Source organism: Metabacillus arenae, from assembly GCF_014773385.1.
Lineage (GTDB): Bacteria > Bacillota > Bacilli > Bacillales > Bacillaceae > Metabacillus_D > Metabacillus_D arenae.
This window is the reverse complement of sequence record NZ_JACXAI010000026.1, coordinates 29,300-47,037: the sequence shown is the minus strand read 5'-3', so window position 1 is coordinate 47,037 and position 17,738 is coordinate 29,300. Positions and strand designations below refer to the sequence as shown.

The window sequence follows — 17,738 nt, the reverse complement described above, 5'->3', positions numbered from 1 at the left end:
GTATTGGAAAGCTGCAATCCTATAACCGCATGACGATTCAGGTGAATTTGAAAGGAGTAGAACCTATGAAATATCATATTGTCGAAAGAGATGCTTTCCAAGTTGTCGGATTAAAGAATGAAGTTTCATGTGAAGAAAGTACGGAAGCGGGAATTCCGGGGATACAGGAGCTTTGGAGAGAAGCTCAGCAAAATGGAACAGTGAATCGATTACTCGAATTAGACAACGGAGAGATTACAGGATTATTGGGTATGTCTGTGGACAACAGTAAACAGAAGAATGAACTGGTTTATTGGGTTGCTGCTGAATACTCTGGCAACCTTCCTCCTGGATTATTCAGTTTAGAAGTTCCAGAATCCAAGTGGGTGAATTTCGAAGTCCGCGGGCAAGTTCCAGAAGCGATTATACGGACATGGAAGAAAATTTTTTCGGAATGGTTCCCATCTAATAGCTATGAACATGCACCTGCGGGTACCCCCTCATTTGAAGTGTATACAAATCTTGACCCTGCCAGTCCGGATTCATATTCTGAGATCTGGGTTCCGATAAAATAAGGTTGTAAGTGTCTGCTTGTATAAAAAGATTTATTGTTTTGTAGTTGAAGCTAGCTCCTTTAGGTAAAGGCCTAAAGGAGTCTTTGCGTCTTTTTTAAAGAACTTTATATTGATCAGTTTAACAAAATAATGCTAAACTACATTCTATAAATCGTAACGAGCGGGCAAAAACAAAGGGTAATGATTGCTAGAGCAATCAGTATTCAACCCTCTCTCATCATCCTAGATGAACCGACGGCCAGTCTGGATGTGTCTATTCAAGCTAAAATATTAAATTTATTAAAAGACTTACAGATGAATTAGAAACATCCTACCTATTTATTTCACATGACCTGGCAGCTGTAAAATTTATGAGCGATCGTATTCTAGTCATGAAGCAAGGACAAATTGTAGACGAATGCTCGAAAAAAGGTTTATTTTCAAATAAAAGGCATCCTTACACAAAGGAGCTGCTCCAAGTCTTTGACTCTTAAGGAGGTGAACAATGTTGAATCACAAAGCCTATCTTGGTTTAGCTATTCCGCTTACCATTTCAACCATAACAACTCCTTTATTAGGGGCTGTCGATACAGCAGTCGTCGGCCAGCTTCCTGATCCTTCCTATATCGGGGCAGTTGCGATAGGAACTATTATCTTTAATACCATGTACTGGCTATTTGGTTTCCTCCGAGTAAGCACCTCAGGCTATGCTGCCCAAGCACAAGGGGCGAACAATGAGGTACAAGGAATTATAGCTTTAACTAGACCATCCCTTATTGCAGCATTCGTCGGGGTCTGCTTAATCATTCTTCAATGGCCAATCCTCCATGGCTTTTTGCCGTTATTAAGCCAGGATGCTGATGTTCAAACTTATGCGTCTGATTATTTTGGAATTCGGATATGGGGTGCTCCGTTTGCCTTGCTTAATTATGTCATTCTCGGCTGGCTAATGGGAATGTCAATGATTAAAATCTCATTGCTTTTGCAAGTTTTCATGAATTGTATAAATATTACTTTGGATTTGCTCTTCGTAAATGTGTTTTCCCTTGGTGTATCCGGAGTTGCAGCAGCTACATTAATTGCTGAAGCTGCTGCATTTATTATCGGGGTTATCATTGTGTTAAAGGTTTCTGCTTTTAAGCTGAAATTCCCTTCTTTAAAGGTAATAATCGATCCTGTTTCTTTTAGAAAAATGATGAGTGTAAATCGGGATTTATTTATAAGAACTTTATGCCTTTTAATCGTCTTTAATTTGTTTACCGGAATGGGGGCTTCATTTGGAACAGAGATACTTGCAGCTAACGCCATTCTTATCCAAATCCATTACATAATGGCTTATTTCTTTGACGGCTTTTCCAATGCCTCGAGTATTTTGACTGGAAAAGCGATAGGATCAAATGATGAAAAGTTATATCATAAGACCCTTAAGTTATCCATTCAGTGGGCTGTATTTTCATCGATTATTCTTTCGGGGAGTTTTCACTTTTTTGGCGATTATTTCCTTCTTTTCTTTACTAAGATTCCAATTGTAATTGAACTAGCTAACACTTACGGACAATGGATTGTATTATTTCCGCTTACAGCAAGCCTTGGAATCGTATTGTATGGGGTCTTTACAGGGGCAACCGAGGCAGTGCCTATTCGAAACTCGATGGTTTTGGCATTAATCGTTTTTGTAATCGCTCAATTTACGCTTGTTCCTGCTATTGGGAATCATGGTTTATGGTTAGCGTTTATCATTTTTAGTTTTGGACGTTCCATATTTTTAGTAATGTTTGTTCCAAGCTTAACGAGGAAACTATTTTTGAAAAAGGAGTATTCTCAAAATAATATTGAAGTTTGTTAGATGAAGCTCCTTTTTTCAATGTCTAGCACTAGTACAATCGGCCTCTATGTCTTATAAGCCAACCCGTCAAAAAGGTTAATGAACAACCTTCCTGCCGGGTTGGCTTCTGCTTGTCGCCGATAGACGGACGCATTTGCTTTTCATTGAAGGATCAGAATTTAGAAGGCATCCCATTTTGGGAGGTTTAACTACTATGTAAGACCCTATATACCACTTAGTTTTGTTGATTTATGTCGAATAATCGATATTTTGAAATTTTCGAAGATAAGTCTGCCGATTTCGGAGATAAATTTCAGATTTCGAAGATATAAAGGGAAAAATCGAAGATAAGTAAACTACTGATGAGGGTGATCAAGAGCAAATAGGTGTTTGATATAGAATGAACAAACAGAAATCGTTTGAAATATGGCAAAAAGAAGTGAAACATCCTTAAAAAACTAGTCAAAGAGTACAGAATAAAAAGGGCTGTCCGAAAAGGGCAAATTCATTATTAATTGAAAACCAAGAATGTTAATCAATAGCCGAAAAATCGACTTATTGGACAGCCCCATCAATTCCCACCTCCGCCTTCATACCTCCAGAAAAAAGCGAAGGGTTTTTCTTATAGCTTCGAAAGTTTAAGTTGATTAAAGTTAGTTACCGTTGTCCAGCTCCAGGCCATTTGCCCTTCGGTTGTCATAATCCGAGCTGGCTGAGAACGTTAAAGAACAACCTTCTTGCCGGCTCGCCCGAATGCTTACCGCCAAAGGACAAGCGTCCCATAGCTTTTCGTTCACATCATCGTGCATAAGTCATAACAAAATGTAATACTGTGGTAGATGAGGCTGGATTCATATAAGCATGGTTTAGGTCCCCATTGAATTTAATAGAATCGTATTCGTATAAGTGATAGGAGTCTTCCTCAATTTTAATGATGGCTTCTCCTTTCATGACGGTGACGTACTCGATTACCCCATGTTGGTGGGGATCCGGAGAGTAGCTGCTATTTGGCTTTAAAGTTGCCCTATGGATTTCCATTGAGCCGTAAGCCGAAGAATCGAAGATTGGTTCTAGTGTGCATGCCCCGTTAGCACTGATCACTTGATTGCCCTCATTATTTCTAGAGATAATGATCTCATTGCTTTCGTTTAGTAAGGCGGAAATGGGAATAGACAGTCCATTTGCGATTTTCCAAATAACGGAGAGGGAAGGATTAGCATCTCCACGTTCGATATTCCCTAAGGTTAGTTTGCTGACTTCTGTGATGTTAGATAATTCCTGCAAGCTCAGCCCTTTTTCCTGCCGAATTCGGCGGAGGGTGATGCCTACTCTTTTTGCCAGCTGGTTTGCATTATTTGTTGGTTGGTGGTCATTCATTTGCATCCTCCTAAAAAATATAAACAAATTAAAAAGGATTTGTGATATTATATATTATACTGATGATTAATTATAATATATCGACAAGGGGGATTGCCATATGAAAGAGATCTTAATAGGGATCATCGCTTCCATGTTTTTTGCCGTTACATTTATTTTAAATCGTTCAATGGAGCTGGCAGGAGGAAGCTGGATATGGAGTTCTTCCTTAAGGTTCTTTTTTATGGTCCCTTTCTTACTTATCATTGTAATCGCTCGCAGGAATTTAAAACAAGTAATCGATGAAATGCTCATGAATCCGCTCCAATGGCTCTGCTGGAGTTTTTTCGGATTTGTGTTATTTTATGCCCCCATTACATTTGCAGCATCGTATGGACCAGGTTGGTTAGTTGCTGGTACTTGGCAGTTTACCATTGTAGCGGGGACGTTACTTGCTCCATTGTTTTTTGAAAAGAAAGGCTCATCAAAAAGAAGGCAAAGAATTCCCTTCGGTGCTCTATGTATTTCATTCATTATTGTCATTGGAGTTGTCTTAATTCAATGGCAAAAGGGAAGCCAAGTATCGTTAAGCGAGCTTTTACTGGGAGTATTACCTGTTGTTGCTGCTGCATTTGCATATCCATTAGGAAATCGAAAAATGATGGAGCTGTGCGGGGGAAGACTTGATACTTTCCAGAGAGTGCTGGGGATGACAATCGCAAGTCTTCCATTTTGGTTCATTATAAGTGCGTATGGTCTTATACGAGTCGGCTTGCCATCTGGCAGCCAGGTAGCACAGTCATTTATAGTTGCCATTTGCTCTGGCGTCATTGCTACTACTTTATTTTTTATTGCGACAGACCGAGTCAGAAATCACCAGGGAAGACTTGCATCAGTTGAGGCTGCTCAATCGACACAAGTATTGTTCGTCTTGATTGGCGAGGTTATCCTTTTATCAAGTCCTTTACCGAGCGGCATTACATGGATAGGGATAGCATTGATTGTCATTGGCATGGCGGTCCACAGTTTCTACTCAGCAAGATTAGGTATTAAGCAAAAGAAGATGGTTGTCCTTCATCGACAAAATCAAAAGAGTATGATCAATGACAAGGTGCGCCCATATTGAGACGCACCTTTTTCTGTGAATATTTATTTTCAAGCTTATGAATCTGCAGCAAGGGTATAGTAAAAATGGAAGCAAAAGCTATTGAATTGGTATTATAAGATTAAGGTTATTACAAAATATTTTTTATTCAAATAGGAGGGATGAGGATGGATTTTCACCTTCATCCATTAGGAGATCAAGCTGTTATTATTGAGCTTGGTGATGATATTACAATAAAAAATCATGAAAAAGTAAAAGTGATTTTGGGCAAACTAGAGACTTTATCCGTAGATTGGCTACTAGAATATGTTCCTGCTTTTACAACTGTTGCTGTATATTATGATCCGATAAAAATTGGGATAAATAACGGAAAGCTGCCTTATGATTTCGTTTGCGACTATCTTATTAGTATTTTAAAGAATGTTAAAGAGGAAGAAAGTGTGCCATCCAAGGTGGTGGAAATTCCTGTTTGTTATGGAGGCGAAATCGGTCCTGATTTACCTTTTGTAGCTGAGCACAACCAGTTGTCTGAAAATGAGGTGATAGATATTCATACAAAAGGGGAATATCTTGTCTATATGATTGGATTTGCTCCAGGATTTCCTTATCTAGGGGGCATGTCTGAAAAAATAGCTGCTCCAAGAAAAGATACTCCGAGACTAAAGATACCAGAAGGTTCTGTTGGGATTGCCGGGAAACAAACAGGTGTCTATCCGATTGAAACCCCGGGAGGTTGGCAGTTAATAGGAAGAACGCCATTAAAATTATTCCGTCCAAATGAGGAACATCCATCACTTTTAAAGGCAGGAGATCGAATTAAATTTAACTCTATTTCGTTTGAGTACTATCAACATTTGAAGGAGGACATGCAATGATCACGATTAAAAAGCCTGGCCTCCTGACAAGTATTCAAGATTTAGGGCGGTATGGTTCTCAGAAGATTGGTGTAATTACAAGCGGAGTGATGGATCCAATTTCACATCGTATTGCGAATCATCTTGTAGGTAATAAGGAATCTGATGCCACAATAGAGATGACAATGACTGGCCCGTCCATCGAGTTTAACGAGGACGCATTAATCTCAGTATGCGGTGGAGATCTTTCTCCTCGTATTAATAAAGTGCCTGTCCATATGTGGAAGCCTGTTTTGGTGAAGAAAGGCAGCAGATTGAGCTTTGCAGGAGTCAAACATGGCTGTCGTACTTATTTAGCGATTGCAGGAGGATTTGACGTAGAGGAAGTATTAAATAGCAAATCTACCTATTTGCGAGCTGGCATTGGTGGATATAAGGGTCGCGCTTTAAAAGCAAATGATACAATAAATACTGGAAAACTGAATCCTTACTCTCAAAAAATCAAGGAACAATTAATGGTACGATTGTTAGACCAATCGGTTGTCGAAATGGACTGGTCTGTTTCTGCTGATCTTATTCCAAACCCCATGTCTCCGTCTTACGTTCGCGTCATTAAAGGAAGACAATTCTCTTTATTTTCACCAGATAGTCAGAAAAGCTTATTCTCTGAGCGTTTTGAAATAACCAATCAATCAGATCGAATGGGCTACAGGCTTAAAGGGCCTGTCTTAAAGTTTGAAAACTCAACCGAAATGATTTCTGAAGCTGTCTCACATGGAACGATTCAAGTTCCAGCGGAAGGGAATCCGATCATTCTGCTCTCTGACCGGCAAACGACTGGTGGTTATCCAAAGATCGGCCAGATTGCATCAGTTGATATCCCTTTGATGGCTCAGTTAAAGCCAGGTGAATATGTTCAATTTGTTGAAATATCTCATGAAGAATCTCAGCGGTTAATCTTTGAAAAAGAAGAGAAGCTGGAGCAATTGAAACAAGGGATACTTTTGAAAATAAAACAGGGGGAATCATAGTGTTCACAGTTGATCTTAATTGCGATATGGGAGAAAGCTTTGGTTCCTATATAATCGGCCGAGATGAAGAAATTCTAAATTATATTACATCTGCAAACATAGCCTGTGGTTTCCATGCTGGTGACCCAAGTACGATGCGAAAAACAGTCAAAATGGCTTTGGAAAAAAACATCGGGATCGGTGCACATCCGGGCCTGCAAGATTTAGCAGGGTTTGGTAGAAGAATGATGGATATTTCACCCCAGGAAGCCTATGATATGGCAGTTTACCAAATTGGAGCACTTTCAGGCTTCGTCTTGTCAGAAGGGGGAAAGCTCCAGCATGTAAAGCCTCATGGGGCTCTTTATAATATGGCAGCAGTAAATCAGCTCCTTGCTGAAGCCATAGCTGAAGCAGTCTATAAAATCGATCCTGAACTAATTCTTTACGGATTAGCCGGAAGCGAACTGGTTAAGGCGGGAGAAAGAATAGGAATGAAAACGGTAAATGAGGTTTTTTCGGATCGGACCTATCAAAGTGATGGAACATTAACATCAAGATCTGAGCTAAATGCACTAATTAAGGATCACGAACTAGCTGTAAACCAAGTCATCAGAATGGTTAAAGAAGGAAAAGTTACGTGTCTTCAGGGAACAGATCTCAAGATAAAGGCCGAGTCAATCTGTATTCATGGAGATGGGGAGAATGCAGTGGACTTCGCAAAATATATTACCACAGCATTGCTAGATGCAGGTATTACGATCAAGAAACCAAAAGAATGAGTGCGGAATTGAATGGCGAAGTCGTACATGGTCAATCATCAATGGAGGAGAATAGTTAAATGGAAAAAGTGAAAATCTGTGAATTACTAGAAAGAGTAAGGGCTAACAACCCGCTCGTTCATAATATAACTAACGTAGTTGTGACAAACTTTACAGCAAACGGCCTGTTAGCTCTTGGGGCATCGCCTGTTATGGCATATGCCCCAGAAGAAGCGGCAGACATGGCTAAGATTGCAGGGGCTCTCGTCTTAAATATTGGGACTCTAAATGAATCTGTAGTAGAATCGATGATCCTAGCAGGAAAATCGGCAAATGAACAGAACGTTCCAGTTGTGTTTGATCCAGTTGGAGCAGGAGCAACCCCTTATAGAAGCGCCGCGGCTCAAAAGGTAATCCGCGAGATTAACCCTGCAATTATTAGGGGAAATGCTGCAGAGATAGCCAATATAGCAGGTGAAACCTGGTCCATAAAGGGAGTTGATGCTGGGGAAGGGAGTGGGGATAAAACCAAGCTTGCCATATCTACCGCCCAAAAATTAAAAAATATTGTCATTGTAACAGGAAGAGAAGATGTAATTACAGACGGAAAGACGACCTTCCTTGTACATAACGGTCACCCGCTTCTCACTAAAGTAACGGGAACAGGATGTTTATTAACTTCGATTGTTGGTGCTTTTGCTGCTGTAGAAAAGAATCTATTTAACGCCTCTGTGGCTGCCCTTTCCATTTATGGAGCAGCTGCCGAAATAGCCGCTGAGAAAACAGCAGAACACGGTCCAGGAAGCTTCCAGGTGGAATTAATAAATCAACTCTCTCTTATTTCCGCTGAACAACTAGAAAATAGACTTTCAATCGAGAAATTATAGGGGGATTGTGACAGTGGATCATGAACAATTAAGTCAATTATTAAAAGTGTATTTTATTATGGGAAGTCCCAATTGTCTGCAAAAGCCTGAAGAAGTGTTAAAGGAAGCAATCGCAGGAGGCATCACTCTTTTTCAGTTTCGGGAAAAAGGGACAGGGGCATTAAAAGGAACAGAAAAGGCAGAGTTAGGCAAAAAACTTTTGGCAATCTGCAGAGAGAACCAAATCCCTTTTATTGTAAACGATGATATCGATTTGGCCCTTCAGTTAGATGCAGATGGAGTGCATATCGGGCAGGAGGATGAACCGGTCGAAATCGTGAGGAAGAAAATCGGTAATAAAATTCTCGGGGTTTCCGCTCACTCAATTGAAGAAGCCCAGGCGGCGATTGAAAGCGGAGCAGACTACTTAGGCCTTGGACCAATTTATCCGACAAAAACGAAACAGGACACTAGAGCTGTACAAGGCCTCTCCCTTATTAAAGATTTGAGGGAAAACGGTATAACCATTCCATTTATAGGAATCGGCGGGATCAATGCTTCAAATGCGAGACAAGTTGTGAAGGCGGGAGCAGATGGTGTTTCGGTTATAACTGCGATAAGTCATGCCGCATCTGTATCAGAAGCGGTCAATGAATTGAAGAAACAGGTACTTCTATAAACGGAACTCACCATCAGAATAAATTTATTTGATCTGATGGCGAGTTTCATTAGAAAAAGTATGAATATCCACGCTGAATTTGAGGTAATTCAAACAGATATGACTGATTGTTAGAGAACTCAGGTAGGTCAGCTAAAAAAAGTAGTCAGGCTTTGCACCTGACTATCAACATAGATTATAGAATATAATAACCCCCCATAATCTCTTTTACTTTAGATTGAAACCGTTCGGTCAAAGAAACATATAACGGTCCCTCATTGGTATAAGAAAACTCTGAATCTCCTTTTGGAGTTAGGAATGTAATGAAAACATCATCCAGAAGCAAGCGGACTCCTTTTCCGTGTATGAAAGACTCGTCCACATATTCTTCACCATCGATCCCAAACCATTCCTTCCACTGTTTGAGAGCTAGTGTAGGCTGTTTGACCGCATACCCTACCTCATAAATATGAGTATACTTGTTTGGGTGTGGCAGAATAGCGCCGATTTCCTCTAAATCTCTTCTGCGCTCCTCATCTGAATCCTTCCATTCAATGAAGAATGGTAATGGATAAGAAGCCTCCTGGTGGCTAACAAACAACATCTTCCATTCAAGCAGTTTTCCATCAGCCCGCTTTCTCTGCCCAGGGAAGGGACCCATTACATTTAACCCTTTTTGTTTAAATCTTTCTACAAGTGAATTCATCTCATTTGTTCTTAGGGCCACCTGATAGAGCCCTTCGTTTTTCTGATTACCTACAAGCTGGATAAGAGGATTATCTGATTGCAGGGCTTTTTTTCGATCATCAATGGTCAAAAATTCAAGATATGAGAGGTCAAAATAACATAAGCTATTGGACGATCCCCATTTATCATGAATACCGCCTGCTATCGTATGAAATCCAAGTAATTGAAAAAGGCCGGCTGCTTCTTTTGCAGGCTTTTCCACATAATGCACCACATGATCTAATTTCATTTGTTACCTCCTTCGTTCTTTCCTTTTACTAGAAGAGTACCCTATTTTCCTTTATTAAAAAATAGATTGCCCGAGCATAGAAGCGGGTATGGTAGAAAGGAAACATAAAAAGCTAAATTGCAAAGAAGCTAATGAGAGGTCCACTTAAATTGTCTTCATTTAAGTTTTATTGTCTGAAGCTCCCCTTATTTGAGCCGAGTCGTAAAATTTATTTGCCGATTTTGAAGATTTATTATCTGGAAGCGAACTATTATTTGCCGATTTGAAAAATTATTGTCTAGACAAGAGTGATACTGTCTAGATCAAGGTTAAATTTGCGCCATCCACTGTTTATTTAACTCTTGAGACTTACCTATTAATTATTACATTATCATTCCCAATATTTTTGCTGATCTGATAGCTTCTCCAATTGTACAAGGCATTTTTGCATGGAAGGCGGGCATATGGAATTATATTTTTTAATCGCGATATTAATTTCTTCTACGAGCTTTTCTGCTTCTGCTAATTGATTATAAGATAGGAGATTGATCGCCTTTTCGATCTTTTCGTGAATTGATTTTTGAGTGCTGACCCATACAGGCAAGTAGTTAGCGCGTTTTACAATGTTTGTGAAAATGTCCCCTTCAAGTGATTTTTTAGGAAGCGGTTTTCCAAATCCGGGGAGCTTATTTACGTTTCCTTTTTTCTCTTCCTCTTGAAAAATAGAATCTATCCAATTCGTGTGATCATGATCCTTCATATTGAACACCTCCATTAGTAAACATCACTTTCTATTACTATTCAATAGGAGGCCTTCAGTTTCCTTGTTAAGGTAGTTTAGGAAATCCTCGAAACCAATTAATTGATTCTTTCTTATTGGAATAGCATAATATGGTAAATAGGATTTTTAAGATGTTGAAGTATTTAAGAAAATAGTGGTGATAACAGATGATTATAGCAGTGAGGGGGATTTTTTTCTTTTTTGGGCTTGTTCTGTATGCTCTTGGTAACGCGATTGCTGTCAAGGTTCAGTTTCTCGGTCTTCATCCTTGGGAGGTTCTGAATGTTTCCCTTTTTGAAAGATTTGGCCTTACGATTGGAACTTGGGCAGTCATTTGCGGACTTTTCCTTATTCTTATTTCTCTTATCGTTGATCGAAGGTATATTCATTATGGAACTTTTTTAAATGCCATTTTAATTGGTCCGATTATGGATTTCTTCCTGTGGTTGGATATACTGCCTCAAGCCACGTATACATGGTTGGACTATTTCATTCTATTTTGCGGGATAGTGATTACAGGGGTCGGGGGAGGAATGTATGTTGCAGCAGGGATGGGGGCAGGTCCCCGAGATGGGTTTATGCTATTAATCAGTGATAAGACTAGGATGTCCATTAGCAGAGCCCGTATTTTAGTAGAAAGTGTTGTTTTGTTCATTGGCTTTTTACTAGGTGGTCCAATTTTTATCGTTTCATTTATTTATACGCTTATCCAAAGCCCTGTCTTTCAGTATGCTTTAAAATGGCTTAGAAGACTCCTGGAAATAGTGAAAACAGGGAACAAGAAGAAAAGTGCAGCGCTATGACTTTTAGAGGTGATGATATGAACGGTGTAAGATTAGTAGAGCCAGCCCTTTCTTTTCAAAAAGCTTATGAAGAAATGGTGCAAGAATGGTGTGAAGCAGGAGAAACCATGGTTCCTTTTGTGTTAAGACTTGAGCCGAAGCCTTTTTCCACGCTTATTGAAAAAATGAATGATTATAAAGAAGGGATTAATATTCCAGAAACCTTTGTGCCACATTCTACCTACTGGCTGATGAATAAGGACAATGTGATGCTAGGTGCTGTAAATATTCGTCACCGTTTAAATGAGTACTTGCTAAAAAAGGGCGGACATATTGGATACGGAGTCCGGCCGAGTGCTCGTGAAAATGGATATGCCAAAATGATGTTAAGGCTTGCATTGGAAAAAGCGAGGGACCTTGGACTGGAGAGGGTACTAGTTACTTGTGATAAAGATAATACAGCCTCTTCAAAAACGATAGTAAGCAATCATGGAAAATTGGAATCTGAATTCGTTGAAGATAATGGGAATGTGGTTTTAAGGTATTGGATAACATTATAAAAATATAAGTTTACATAAAAAATGAACGTTCAATAATATAATCAAACGTTTGTTTAAAAGAAGGTGAAATTTGGATGGGAAACGAGAAGACGCCAAAGCTTCCCTTAACAGATCAGGAACGGGACTGCCTTAGAAAAAATAAAATCAGGCTTTCTGCCGTGAAAAATTACAAGGAAGAGGAACTGGCCAAGTGCCTTAAAATTTCTCAAAATAGAGCAAAGGAGCTAATTGCATTAGCTTTATTTCAAGCCATTCCCTCTATCGGTCCAAAGCTTGCCAATTGGGTTGTGATAGATCTTGGCTACCATTCATTTGAGGAAATTAGAAACTGCCGCGGGGAAGATTTAACGCTCGAATTGGAAAAATATTACGGGGTATGGATGGATCCTTGTGTCGAGGATTCTATAAGATGTATAGTCCATCATGCGAATCACCCAGGGAGTAAGAAAAACTGGTGGGATTTCACAGAGGAAAGAAAAGCCTATAGAGAAAAGCATGGATATCCAAGTGACAGACCTTCTAAGGCCTGGCATGAATAAAGCTTTTAAACCAAACAAAGGGAACCATTGGTCATTTTGGCCATGGTTCTTTTTTGTTGTTTTTAAGCTTAATTTTTTAAAAAACAACTTAAAACAAATGAAATACACAAAAAAACAATATCTTTACAATTTATTAATACTAGCTCAATAATGTGGTTTTATATTGTACTTAAGAAACAAAATTAATAAAAAAGGAGAAAAACAATGAAAAACCACATAATAAAAGTATTTATATTAATTTTATCTCTTTCAGTGTTAGCAGCTTGCGGCTCAAATTCAAGCAACGGAAAACAATCAGCAAACGAAAAGGTTAAAGGAGAATTAACGGTTTACACAGCTATTGAAGAAGAATTAATCCCTGAATACTTAAAATCGTTTGAAGAACAATATCCGAACGTCGAATTGAATATTGTGCGAGATTCTACAGGAGTTGTAACAGCTAAGCTGCTGGCTGAAGGAGAGAATACGAAGGCTGACGTCGTTTGGGGACTTGCTGCTTCAAGTCTTCTGGCGCTTGAAGGAAAAGATTTGTTAAAAGGGTACACCCCGAAAGGTTCAGAAAAAGTTTTACCAGAATATAAAGATTCTGAGCAACCGGAAAAATGGGTAGGGAATACAGCCTTTATGACAGGGGTTGTTGTGAATACGACAGAACTTAAAAAGCGTAATCTGCCAAACCCTAAATCATATGAAGATTTAAGTAAGCCGGAATATAAAGGGCTAATTGTTATGCCTCATCCTGCTTCGTCTGGTACTGGGTACTTAACCGTAAATGCTTGGGTGCAAATGATGGGTGAAGAAAAGGCATGGGAATATATGTCTGATCTTCATGAGAATATAGCAGCCTATACTCACTCTGGTTCAAAGCCTGCAAAACAGGCAGCATCAGGTGAATATCCGATTGGAATTTCACTTGTATACAGCGGTGTCACTCAAAAGCAAACAGGCGCACCTGTTGAGGTCATCATGCCTGAGGAAGGTTTAGGCTGGGATGTTGAGGCAAATGGCCTTATTAATAAAGAAAATATGAAAAACGAAGAGGCAGCAAAGGCATTCTTGGATTGGGCTGTTTCTGAAGATGTCATGAAAAAATATTATGATGCAAATGGTTTCTCTACAATGGAAAACGATTTTGAAAAGCCTGAAGGGTTTCCAGAAACCGTGGAAGACAAAATGTATAAGGAAAATGATCTTAAATGGGCTGCAAAAAATCGTGATTCTATCCTGGAAAAGTGGGAGTCTGAATTTGGAGGCAAAGCCGAACCAAAAGAATAAATAATTCTGGCAGAACGATCTCATGGCAAGGCTGCAAATTCCCATGTCTGGGTCAAGGCGCTATCAGCTACTCCTACATAAGCCTATCCGCTGAGAAAGTTAAAGAACAACCTGCTGGCGGCTCGTCTTTGTCGCCAAAGGACCAGGCCATGAGGATTTTCTTATCAATTCAAAAGGTAAAGTTAGACAAAGTACGAAGGAGCTTAAGGTGGTTATTTATAAGAGATCGGGTTTTTCGCTGATTTCTATATTCTTGCATCTAGCTTCTCACTTCCAGAAAGGGTGGACGAGTTGTGACAAATTCTTTTTTAAAGGTAGAAGGTGTCAGCAAGCACTTTGGACAATTTACAGCATTAGAGCAAATTTCTTTTCAGATGAATAAAAATGAGTTTGTTTGTCTTCTGGGTCCGAGTGGCTGCGGGAAAACTACTTTATTGCGTCTAATTGCCGGTTTGGATCAAGCAACAAAAGGGAGAATTTATGTTAACGAAAGGGACATCACCAATTTACCGCCTGCTAAAAGGAACTTCGGCATTGTCTTTCAATCCTATGCCTTGTTCCCGAATTTAACTGCTTTGAAAAATGTTGAATTTGGTTTAAAAGCTAAGAAAATCCCTAAACAGCAGGTTCGTGAAAAAGCAATGGAAGCACTGGAGCTGGTTGATCTATTACATGTAATGGACAAACATCCTGCGCAGTTATCAGGTGGACAGCAGCAGCGTGTTTCTCTAGCAAGAGCTCTTGCATTATCACCTGAATTTCTATTATTAGATGAGCCGCTGTCAGCGCTTGATGCCAAGGTCAGGGAAAAGTTGAGATATGAAATCCGTATGATTCAAGAAAAGACAGGGATACCAACAATCATGGTCACCCATGATCAAGAAGAAGCGCTGACCATGGCAGACAAAATTATTGTGATGAATAATGCGAAGATTGTTCAAACAGGTACTCCACAAGAAGTTTATTATCAACCGAATCACCCATTTGTTGCGGACTTTATCGGTTCGATTAATTTTATCAATAAACATTCGAATCTTAAGGATGTTGTAGCAATACGGCCTGAGCATATTAAAGTTACAGAGGAAAATGGTTTGTTGTCTATTGTAGAGACTGTTGAATTTAAAGGCCCTGTTTACCGCCTAAAAGTAAAGGTTGTTGAACCAACATCTTCGTTATTCAATGAATTAGTAAAGGTGGATGTTTCCGCTCATATCGCCCATAGGCTAAACATCCAAAAAGGCAGCCAATTGGCGATTACCTTACCTGAAAACCGCATACTAGCATATAAGGAACAGGTGGTTGTTTAAATGCAATTAGCAGAAAAGGTAGCGATTTTTAATAAGAAAAAAGCGATCAGGCAAAAAGCTGGTACAAACGAGTGGCTGCAGCGGATTCTTATTTTCCTCGTGGTGTTGTCCCTATGTATTGTCCTTGTGTTTCCGCTGCTGTCATTGTTTGTACAAGCTTTTTTAAATGAAAAAGGAGCATTTGCAGGACTCGAGAACTTTATACGATATTTTCAAACACCCGCTCTCCTGCAGTCTTTACAAAACACGCTATTTGTTTCAACTCTAACTACTGTACTATCTGTGAGTCTTGCTTTCGCCTATAGCTATGCAATCGTACGAACCAATGTCAAAGGGAAGACGTTCTTTCGATATTCAGCGTTATTACCTTTATTCGCTCCTACAATGATGCATGGGATAGCGCTTGTGTATTTATTTGGGAACCAAGGGATGGTTACAAATGGATTTTTTAACATGCTGCCGGGGGTGAAAATTGATTTATATGGCCCAATTGGGATTGTGATAGCAGAGGTGATTTACACCTTTCCGCAAGCTTTTCTCATTATGGTTGTTGCTTTGCAAGGGTCAGATAATCGCCTATATGAAGCAGCTGATACGATGGGAGCAAACAATATGAAAAAGTTTTTTGTTATTACACTTCCATCCGTTAAATATGGCTTGATTAGTTCTCTGTTTGTCGTCTTCACATTAAGCTTTACCGACTATGGAGCGCCTAAGATTTTAGGCGGGCAGTATGATGTGCTCGCAACAGATGTTTATAAACAAGTGATTGGTCAACAAAATATGGCAATGGGAGCTGCAGTAGGGATGATCTTAATGCTGCCGGCAGTCTTTGCTTTTGGAATAGATCAATTCACTCAAAGAAAACAAGTAAACTATTTAACATCAAAATCTGTTCCCTACCAACTGAAGAAAAATAAGCGGAGAGATATACTTGCTTTCTTCTATTGTTCGGGTATATCAATGGTGATTTTGATCCTAATGCTTTCCGTTTTGCTTGCAGCGAGTGTCAAAATTTGGCCCTACGATTTGAGTTTAACCATTGAACATTTTCAGTTTAATAGCTTCTCTGGAGATGGATTATCCGCATATAAAAATAGTTTAATAGCTTCGGCGCTCACAGCAGTCTTTGGAACAATCTTTACGTTTATTTATGCATATGTCATTGAAAAGTTCAGGAGAATGACAGGACTAAGAAAGATAAGCTACTTTCTATCCATTTTACCTTTGGCAGTCCCAGGTTTAGTCATTGGTTTAAGTTACATTTTCTTTTTTAGTAAACAGGATTTTACGTTGTTTGGATTTGAATTAAGCAATCCTTTCAACTTTTTATATGGAACGATCGCAATTATTGTTATTGCAAATATTGTCCACTTTTATTCTGTCACGTTTATAACGGCGACAACAGCATTGAAAAAGTTGGATAAGGAATATGACTTAGTGTCTGAATCAATGGGAGTTCCGTTCTATAAAACATTTTTTACGATCACATTGCCGATGTGCCTGCCGGCCATTTTAGAAATGGCGATGTATTATTTTGTGAATGCAATGGTCACCGTTTCAGCTGTTATTTTCTTATATTCAGCGGACTTCAAGCTGGCAGCAATTTCGATCGTTAATATGGATGATGCAGGAAATGTAGCATCTGCCGCAGCCATGAGTGTTTTAATTGTCGTGACGAACATCGCTGTACGTATTATCTACGAAGTATCAACCAAAGCCATTCGAAAGCGATCTGCTATCTGGCAAAAATCATAAGGAGGAGTAAGGATGAACAAAGTTGAGGGTATTGTTTTAGATTGGGCTGGAACAGTAATTGATTATGGGTGCTTTGCCCCCTTAAAGGTATTTATAGAAATTTTTAAAAAGAAAGGTGTAGAAATCTCGGCTGAGGAAGCGAGAGAACCAATGGGTCTGCCTAAGCTTGACCATGTCCGGGCAATTGCTGAAATGCCGCGGGTAAAAGGGAAATGGCTTGAGGTTCATGGGCAAGCTCCTACTCAAAGGGATATCAATGAAATGTACGAAAATTTTGAATATATGCTGTTTGAAGTACTTCCTCAGTATACAACCCCGATTCCAGGAGTTTTGCAAACTGTTGAACAGCTTCGCGAGCTAGGGTATAAAATCGGCTCAACCACAGGCTATACAAAGGATATGATGAATATTGTCGCACCTAAAGCAAAGGAAAAAGGGTATGAACCTGACTATCTTGCTACTCCTGATGATGTGAAAGAAGGGCGGCCTTTTCCTTGGATGTGCTATTTAAACGCAATGGAGCTAGGCATTTTCCCGATGAAAAGGCTTGTGAAGGTCGGAGATACAGTGGCAGATATGAAGGAAGGGCTAAATGCCGGTATGTTGACAGTTGGGATTATTTTAGGAAGTAATGAGCTTGGACTTTCGCAGGAAGAGGTTGAAGGAATGGAATCAAGCGTATTAACTGAAAAGATGGCGGCTATCAGAGAACGTTTCTTCCAAGCTGGAGCTCACTATGTAATTGATCGCTTTGAAGAGCTTCCTAGTGTTCTTGAGGAGATAAATAATCATTTAAGTATAAATCATTCTTAA

18 protein-coding genes and 1 pseudogene are annotated in these 17,738 nt (G+C 39.4%); 16 read left to right on the top strand and 3 right to left on the bottom strand.

Going from position 1 to position 17,738, the window contains the following annotated elements:
* Nucleotides 1-65: 65 nt before the first annotated feature.
* From IC621_RS27060 to IC621_RS18345, 3 genes and pseudogenes are all read left to right on the top strand, one after another.
* Nucleotides 66-554 carry a GyrI-like domain-containing protein gene (locus IC621_RS27060; RefSeq protein WP_318153083.1) on the top strand — a complete coding sequence of 163 codons (489 nt, stop codon included), beginning with the start codon at nucleotides 66-68 and terminating at the stop codon, nucleotides 552-554.
* 153 nt (nucleotides 555-707) lie between these two features.
* Nucleotides 708-1,027 (top strand): annotated as a pseudogene (locus IC621_RS18350) (ATP-binding cassette domain-containing protein); the annotation flags it as partial.
* A gap of 14 nt (nucleotides 1,028-1,041) precedes the next feature.
* Nucleotides 1,042-2,379 (top strand): MATE family efflux transporter, encoded by a 1,338-nt coding sequence (locus IC621_RS18345; RefSeq protein WP_191160177.1) that lies wholly within the window; start codon nucleotides 1,042-1,044, stop codon nucleotides 2,377-2,379.
* 777 nt (nucleotides 2,380-3,156) lie between these two features.
* Here the strand turns inward: IC621_RS18345 and IC621_RS18340 are convergent.
* Nucleotides 3,157-3,735, bottom strand: a complete 579-nt coding sequence (locus tag IC621_RS18340; protein ID WP_191160121.1) for a helix-turn-helix domain-containing protein — start codon at nucleotides 3,733-3,735, stop codon at nucleotides 3,157-3,159.
* Between the two features lie 100 nt (nucleotides 3,736-3,835).
* Here IC621_RS18340 and IC621_RS18335 point away from each other — a divergent pair, with 100 nt between their 5' ends.
* The 6 genes from IC621_RS18335 to thiE all read left to right on the top strand — a co-directional run bounded on the left by IC621_RS18335 (nucleotide 3,836) and on the right by thiE (nucleotide 8,989).
* A complete protein-coding gene (locus tag IC621_RS18335) occupies nucleotides 3,836-4,840 on the top strand; it encodes a DMT family transporter (RefSeq protein WP_191160119.1) in 1,005 nt (334 codons plus the stop codon).
* A gap of 146 nt (nucleotides 4,841-4,986) precedes the next feature.
* Entirely contained in the window at nucleotides 4,987-5,694 is a 708-nt protein-coding gene (gene pxpB, locus IC621_RS18330) for a 5-oxoprolinase subunit PxpB (RefSeq protein ID WP_318153082.1), read from the top strand.
* A complete protein-coding gene (locus tag IC621_RS18325; RefSeq protein ID WP_191160115.1) occupies nucleotides 5,691-6,704 on the top strand; it encodes a 5-oxoprolinase subunit C family protein in 1,014 nt (337 codons plus the stop codon). Before pxpB ends, IC621_RS18325 begins: the two co-directional genes overlap by 4 nt.
* The gene (locus IC621_RS18320; RefSeq protein WP_191160113.1) at nucleotides 6,704-7,465 is read left to right on the top strand and encodes a LamB/YcsF family protein; all 762 of its coding nucleotides are present in this window, start codon (nucleotides 6,704-6,706) and stop codon (nucleotides 7,463-7,465) included. The genes IC621_RS18325 and IC621_RS18320 overlap by 1 nt, the downstream gene beginning before the upstream one ends.
* 59 nt (nucleotides 7,466-7,524) lie before the next feature.
* Nucleotides 7,525-8,331: a hydroxyethylthiazole kinase gene (gene thiM, locus IC621_RS18315; RefSeq protein WP_191160110.1), complete on the top strand. Its 807-nt coding sequence runs from the start codon at nucleotides 7,525-7,527 to the stop codon at nucleotides 8,329-8,331.
* A 4-nt stretch (nucleotides 8,332-8,335) separates the two neighbouring features.
* A complete protein-coding gene (gene thiE, locus IC621_RS18310; RefSeq protein WP_396653063.1) occupies nucleotides 8,336-8,989 on the top strand; it encodes a thiamine phosphate synthase in 654 nt (217 codons plus the stop codon).
* A gap of 175 nt (nucleotides 8,990-9,164) precedes the next feature.
* Here the strand turns inward: thiE and IC621_RS18305 are convergent, their stop codons facing one another.
* Both IC621_RS18305 and IC621_RS18300 read right to left on the bottom strand, forming a co-directional pair.
* The gene (locus tag IC621_RS18305) at nucleotides 9,165-9,944 is read right to left on the bottom strand and encodes a VOC family protein (protein ID WP_191160106.1); all 780 of its coding nucleotides are present in this window, start codon (nucleotides 9,942-9,944) and stop codon (nucleotides 9,165-9,167) included.
* Between the two features lie 370 nt (nucleotides 9,945-10,314).
* Nucleotides 10,315-10,683 (bottom strand): DnaJ family domain-containing protein, encoded by a 369-nt coding sequence (locus tag IC621_RS18300; RefSeq protein WP_191160104.1) that lies wholly within the window; start codon nucleotides 10,681-10,683, stop codon nucleotides 10,315-10,317.
* Between the two features lie 188 nt (nucleotides 10,684-10,871).
* On the opposite strand from IC621_RS18300, the gene IC621_RS18295 reads away from it, so the two are divergent.
* From IC621_RS18295 to phnX, 7 genes are all read left to right on the top strand, one after another.
* A complete protein-coding gene (locus tag IC621_RS18295; protein WP_191160102.1) occupies nucleotides 10,872-11,507 on the top strand; it encodes a YczE/YyaS/YitT family protein in 636 nt (211 codons plus the stop codon).
* A 17-nt stretch (nucleotides 11,508-11,524) separates the two neighbouring features.
* Complete coding sequence (locus IC621_RS18290) at nucleotides 11,525-12,046, top strand: GNAT family N-acetyltransferase (RefSeq protein ID WP_191160100.1); 522 nt, start codon at nucleotides 11,525-11,527, stop codon at nucleotides 12,044-12,046.
* 74 nt (nucleotides 12,047-12,120) lie between these two features.
* Nucleotides 12,121-12,585 carry a helix-hairpin-helix domain-containing protein gene (locus tag IC621_RS18285; protein WP_191160098.1) on the top strand — a complete coding sequence of 155 codons (465 nt, stop codon included), beginning with the start codon at nucleotides 12,121-12,123 and terminating at the stop codon, nucleotides 12,583-12,585.
* A 204-nt stretch (nucleotides 12,586-12,789) separates the two neighbouring features.
* Nucleotides 12,790-13,860 carry a putative 2-aminoethylphosphonate ABC transporter substrate-binding protein gene (locus tag IC621_RS18280; protein ID WP_191160096.1) on the top strand — a complete coding sequence of 357 codons (1,071 nt, stop codon included), beginning with the start codon at nucleotides 12,790-12,792 and terminating at the stop codon, nucleotides 13,858-13,860.
* A 293-nt stretch (nucleotides 13,861-14,153) separates the two neighbouring features.
* On the top strand, nucleotides 14,154-15,167 hold the full coding sequence (locus tag IC621_RS18275) for an ATP-binding cassette domain-containing protein (RefSeq protein WP_191160094.1): 1,014 nt from the start codon (nucleotides 14,154-14,156) through the stop codon (nucleotides 15,165-15,167).
* Nucleotides 15,168-16,925 carry a putative 2-aminoethylphosphonate ABC transporter permease subunit gene (locus IC621_RS18270; RefSeq protein ID WP_191160092.1) on the top strand — a complete coding sequence of 586 codons (1,758 nt, stop codon included), beginning with the start codon at nucleotides 15,168-15,170 and terminating at the stop codon, nucleotides 16,923-16,925.
* A gap of 12 nt (nucleotides 16,926-16,937) precedes the next feature.
* Nucleotides 16,938-17,738: a phosphonoacetaldehyde hydrolase gene (gene phnX / locus IC621_RS18265; protein ID WP_191160090.1), complete on the top strand. Its 801-nt coding sequence runs from the start codon at nucleotides 16,938-16,940 to the stop codon at nucleotides 17,736-17,738.

Coding starts and splice junctions, on each gene's coding strand:
- IC621_RS27060 (WP_318153083.1), top strand. CDS start 66: ATGAAATATCATATTGTCGAAAGAGATGCTTTCCAAGTTGTCGGATTA.
- IC621_RS18340 (WP_191160121.1), bottom strand. CDS start 3,735: ATGAATGACCACCAACCAACAAATAATGCAAACCAGCTGGCAAAAAGA.
- IC621_RS18335 (WP_191160119.1), top strand. CDS start 3,836: ATGAAAGAGATCTTAATAGGGATCATCGCTTCCATGTTTTTTGCCGTT.
- pxpB (WP_318153082.1), top strand. CDS start 4,987: ATGGATTTTCACCTTCATCCATTAGGAGATCAAGCTGTTATTATTGAG.
- IC621_RS18325 (WP_191160115.1), top strand. CDS start 5,691: ATGATCACGATTAAAAAGCCTGGCCTCCTGACAAGTATTCAAGATTTA.
- thiM (WP_191160110.1), top strand. CDS start 7,525: ATGGAAAAAGTGAAAATCTGTGAATTACTAGAAAGAGTAAGGGCTAAC.
- IC621_RS18305 (WP_191160106.1), bottom strand. CDS start 9,944: ATGAAATTAGATCATGTGGTGCATTATGTGGAAAAGCCTGCAAAAGAA.
- IC621_RS18300 (WP_191160104.1), bottom strand. CDS start 10,683: ATGAAGGATCATGATCACACGAATTGGATAGATTCTATTTTTCAAGAG.
- IC621_RS18295 (WP_191160102.1), top strand. CDS start 10,872: ATGATTATAGCAGTGAGGGGGATTTTTTTCTTTTTTGGGCTTGTTCTG.
- IC621_RS18290 (WP_191160100.1), top strand. CDS start 11,525: ATGAACGGTGTAAGATTAGTAGAGCCAGCCCTTTCTTTTCAAAAAGCT.
- IC621_RS18285 (WP_191160098.1), top strand. CDS start 12,121: ATGGGAAACGAGAAGACGCCAAAGCTTCCCTTAACAGATCAGGAACGG.
- IC621_RS18280 (WP_191160096.1), top strand. CDS start 12,790: ATGAAAAACCACATAATAAAAGTATTTATATTAATTTTATCTCTTTCA.
- IC621_RS18270 (WP_191160092.1), top strand. CDS start 15,168: ATGCAATTAGCAGAAAAGGTAGCGATTTTTAATAAGAAAAAAGCGATC.
- phnX (WP_191160090.1), top strand. CDS start 16,938: ATGAACAAAGTTGAGGGTATTGTTTTAGATTGGGCTGGAACAGTAATT.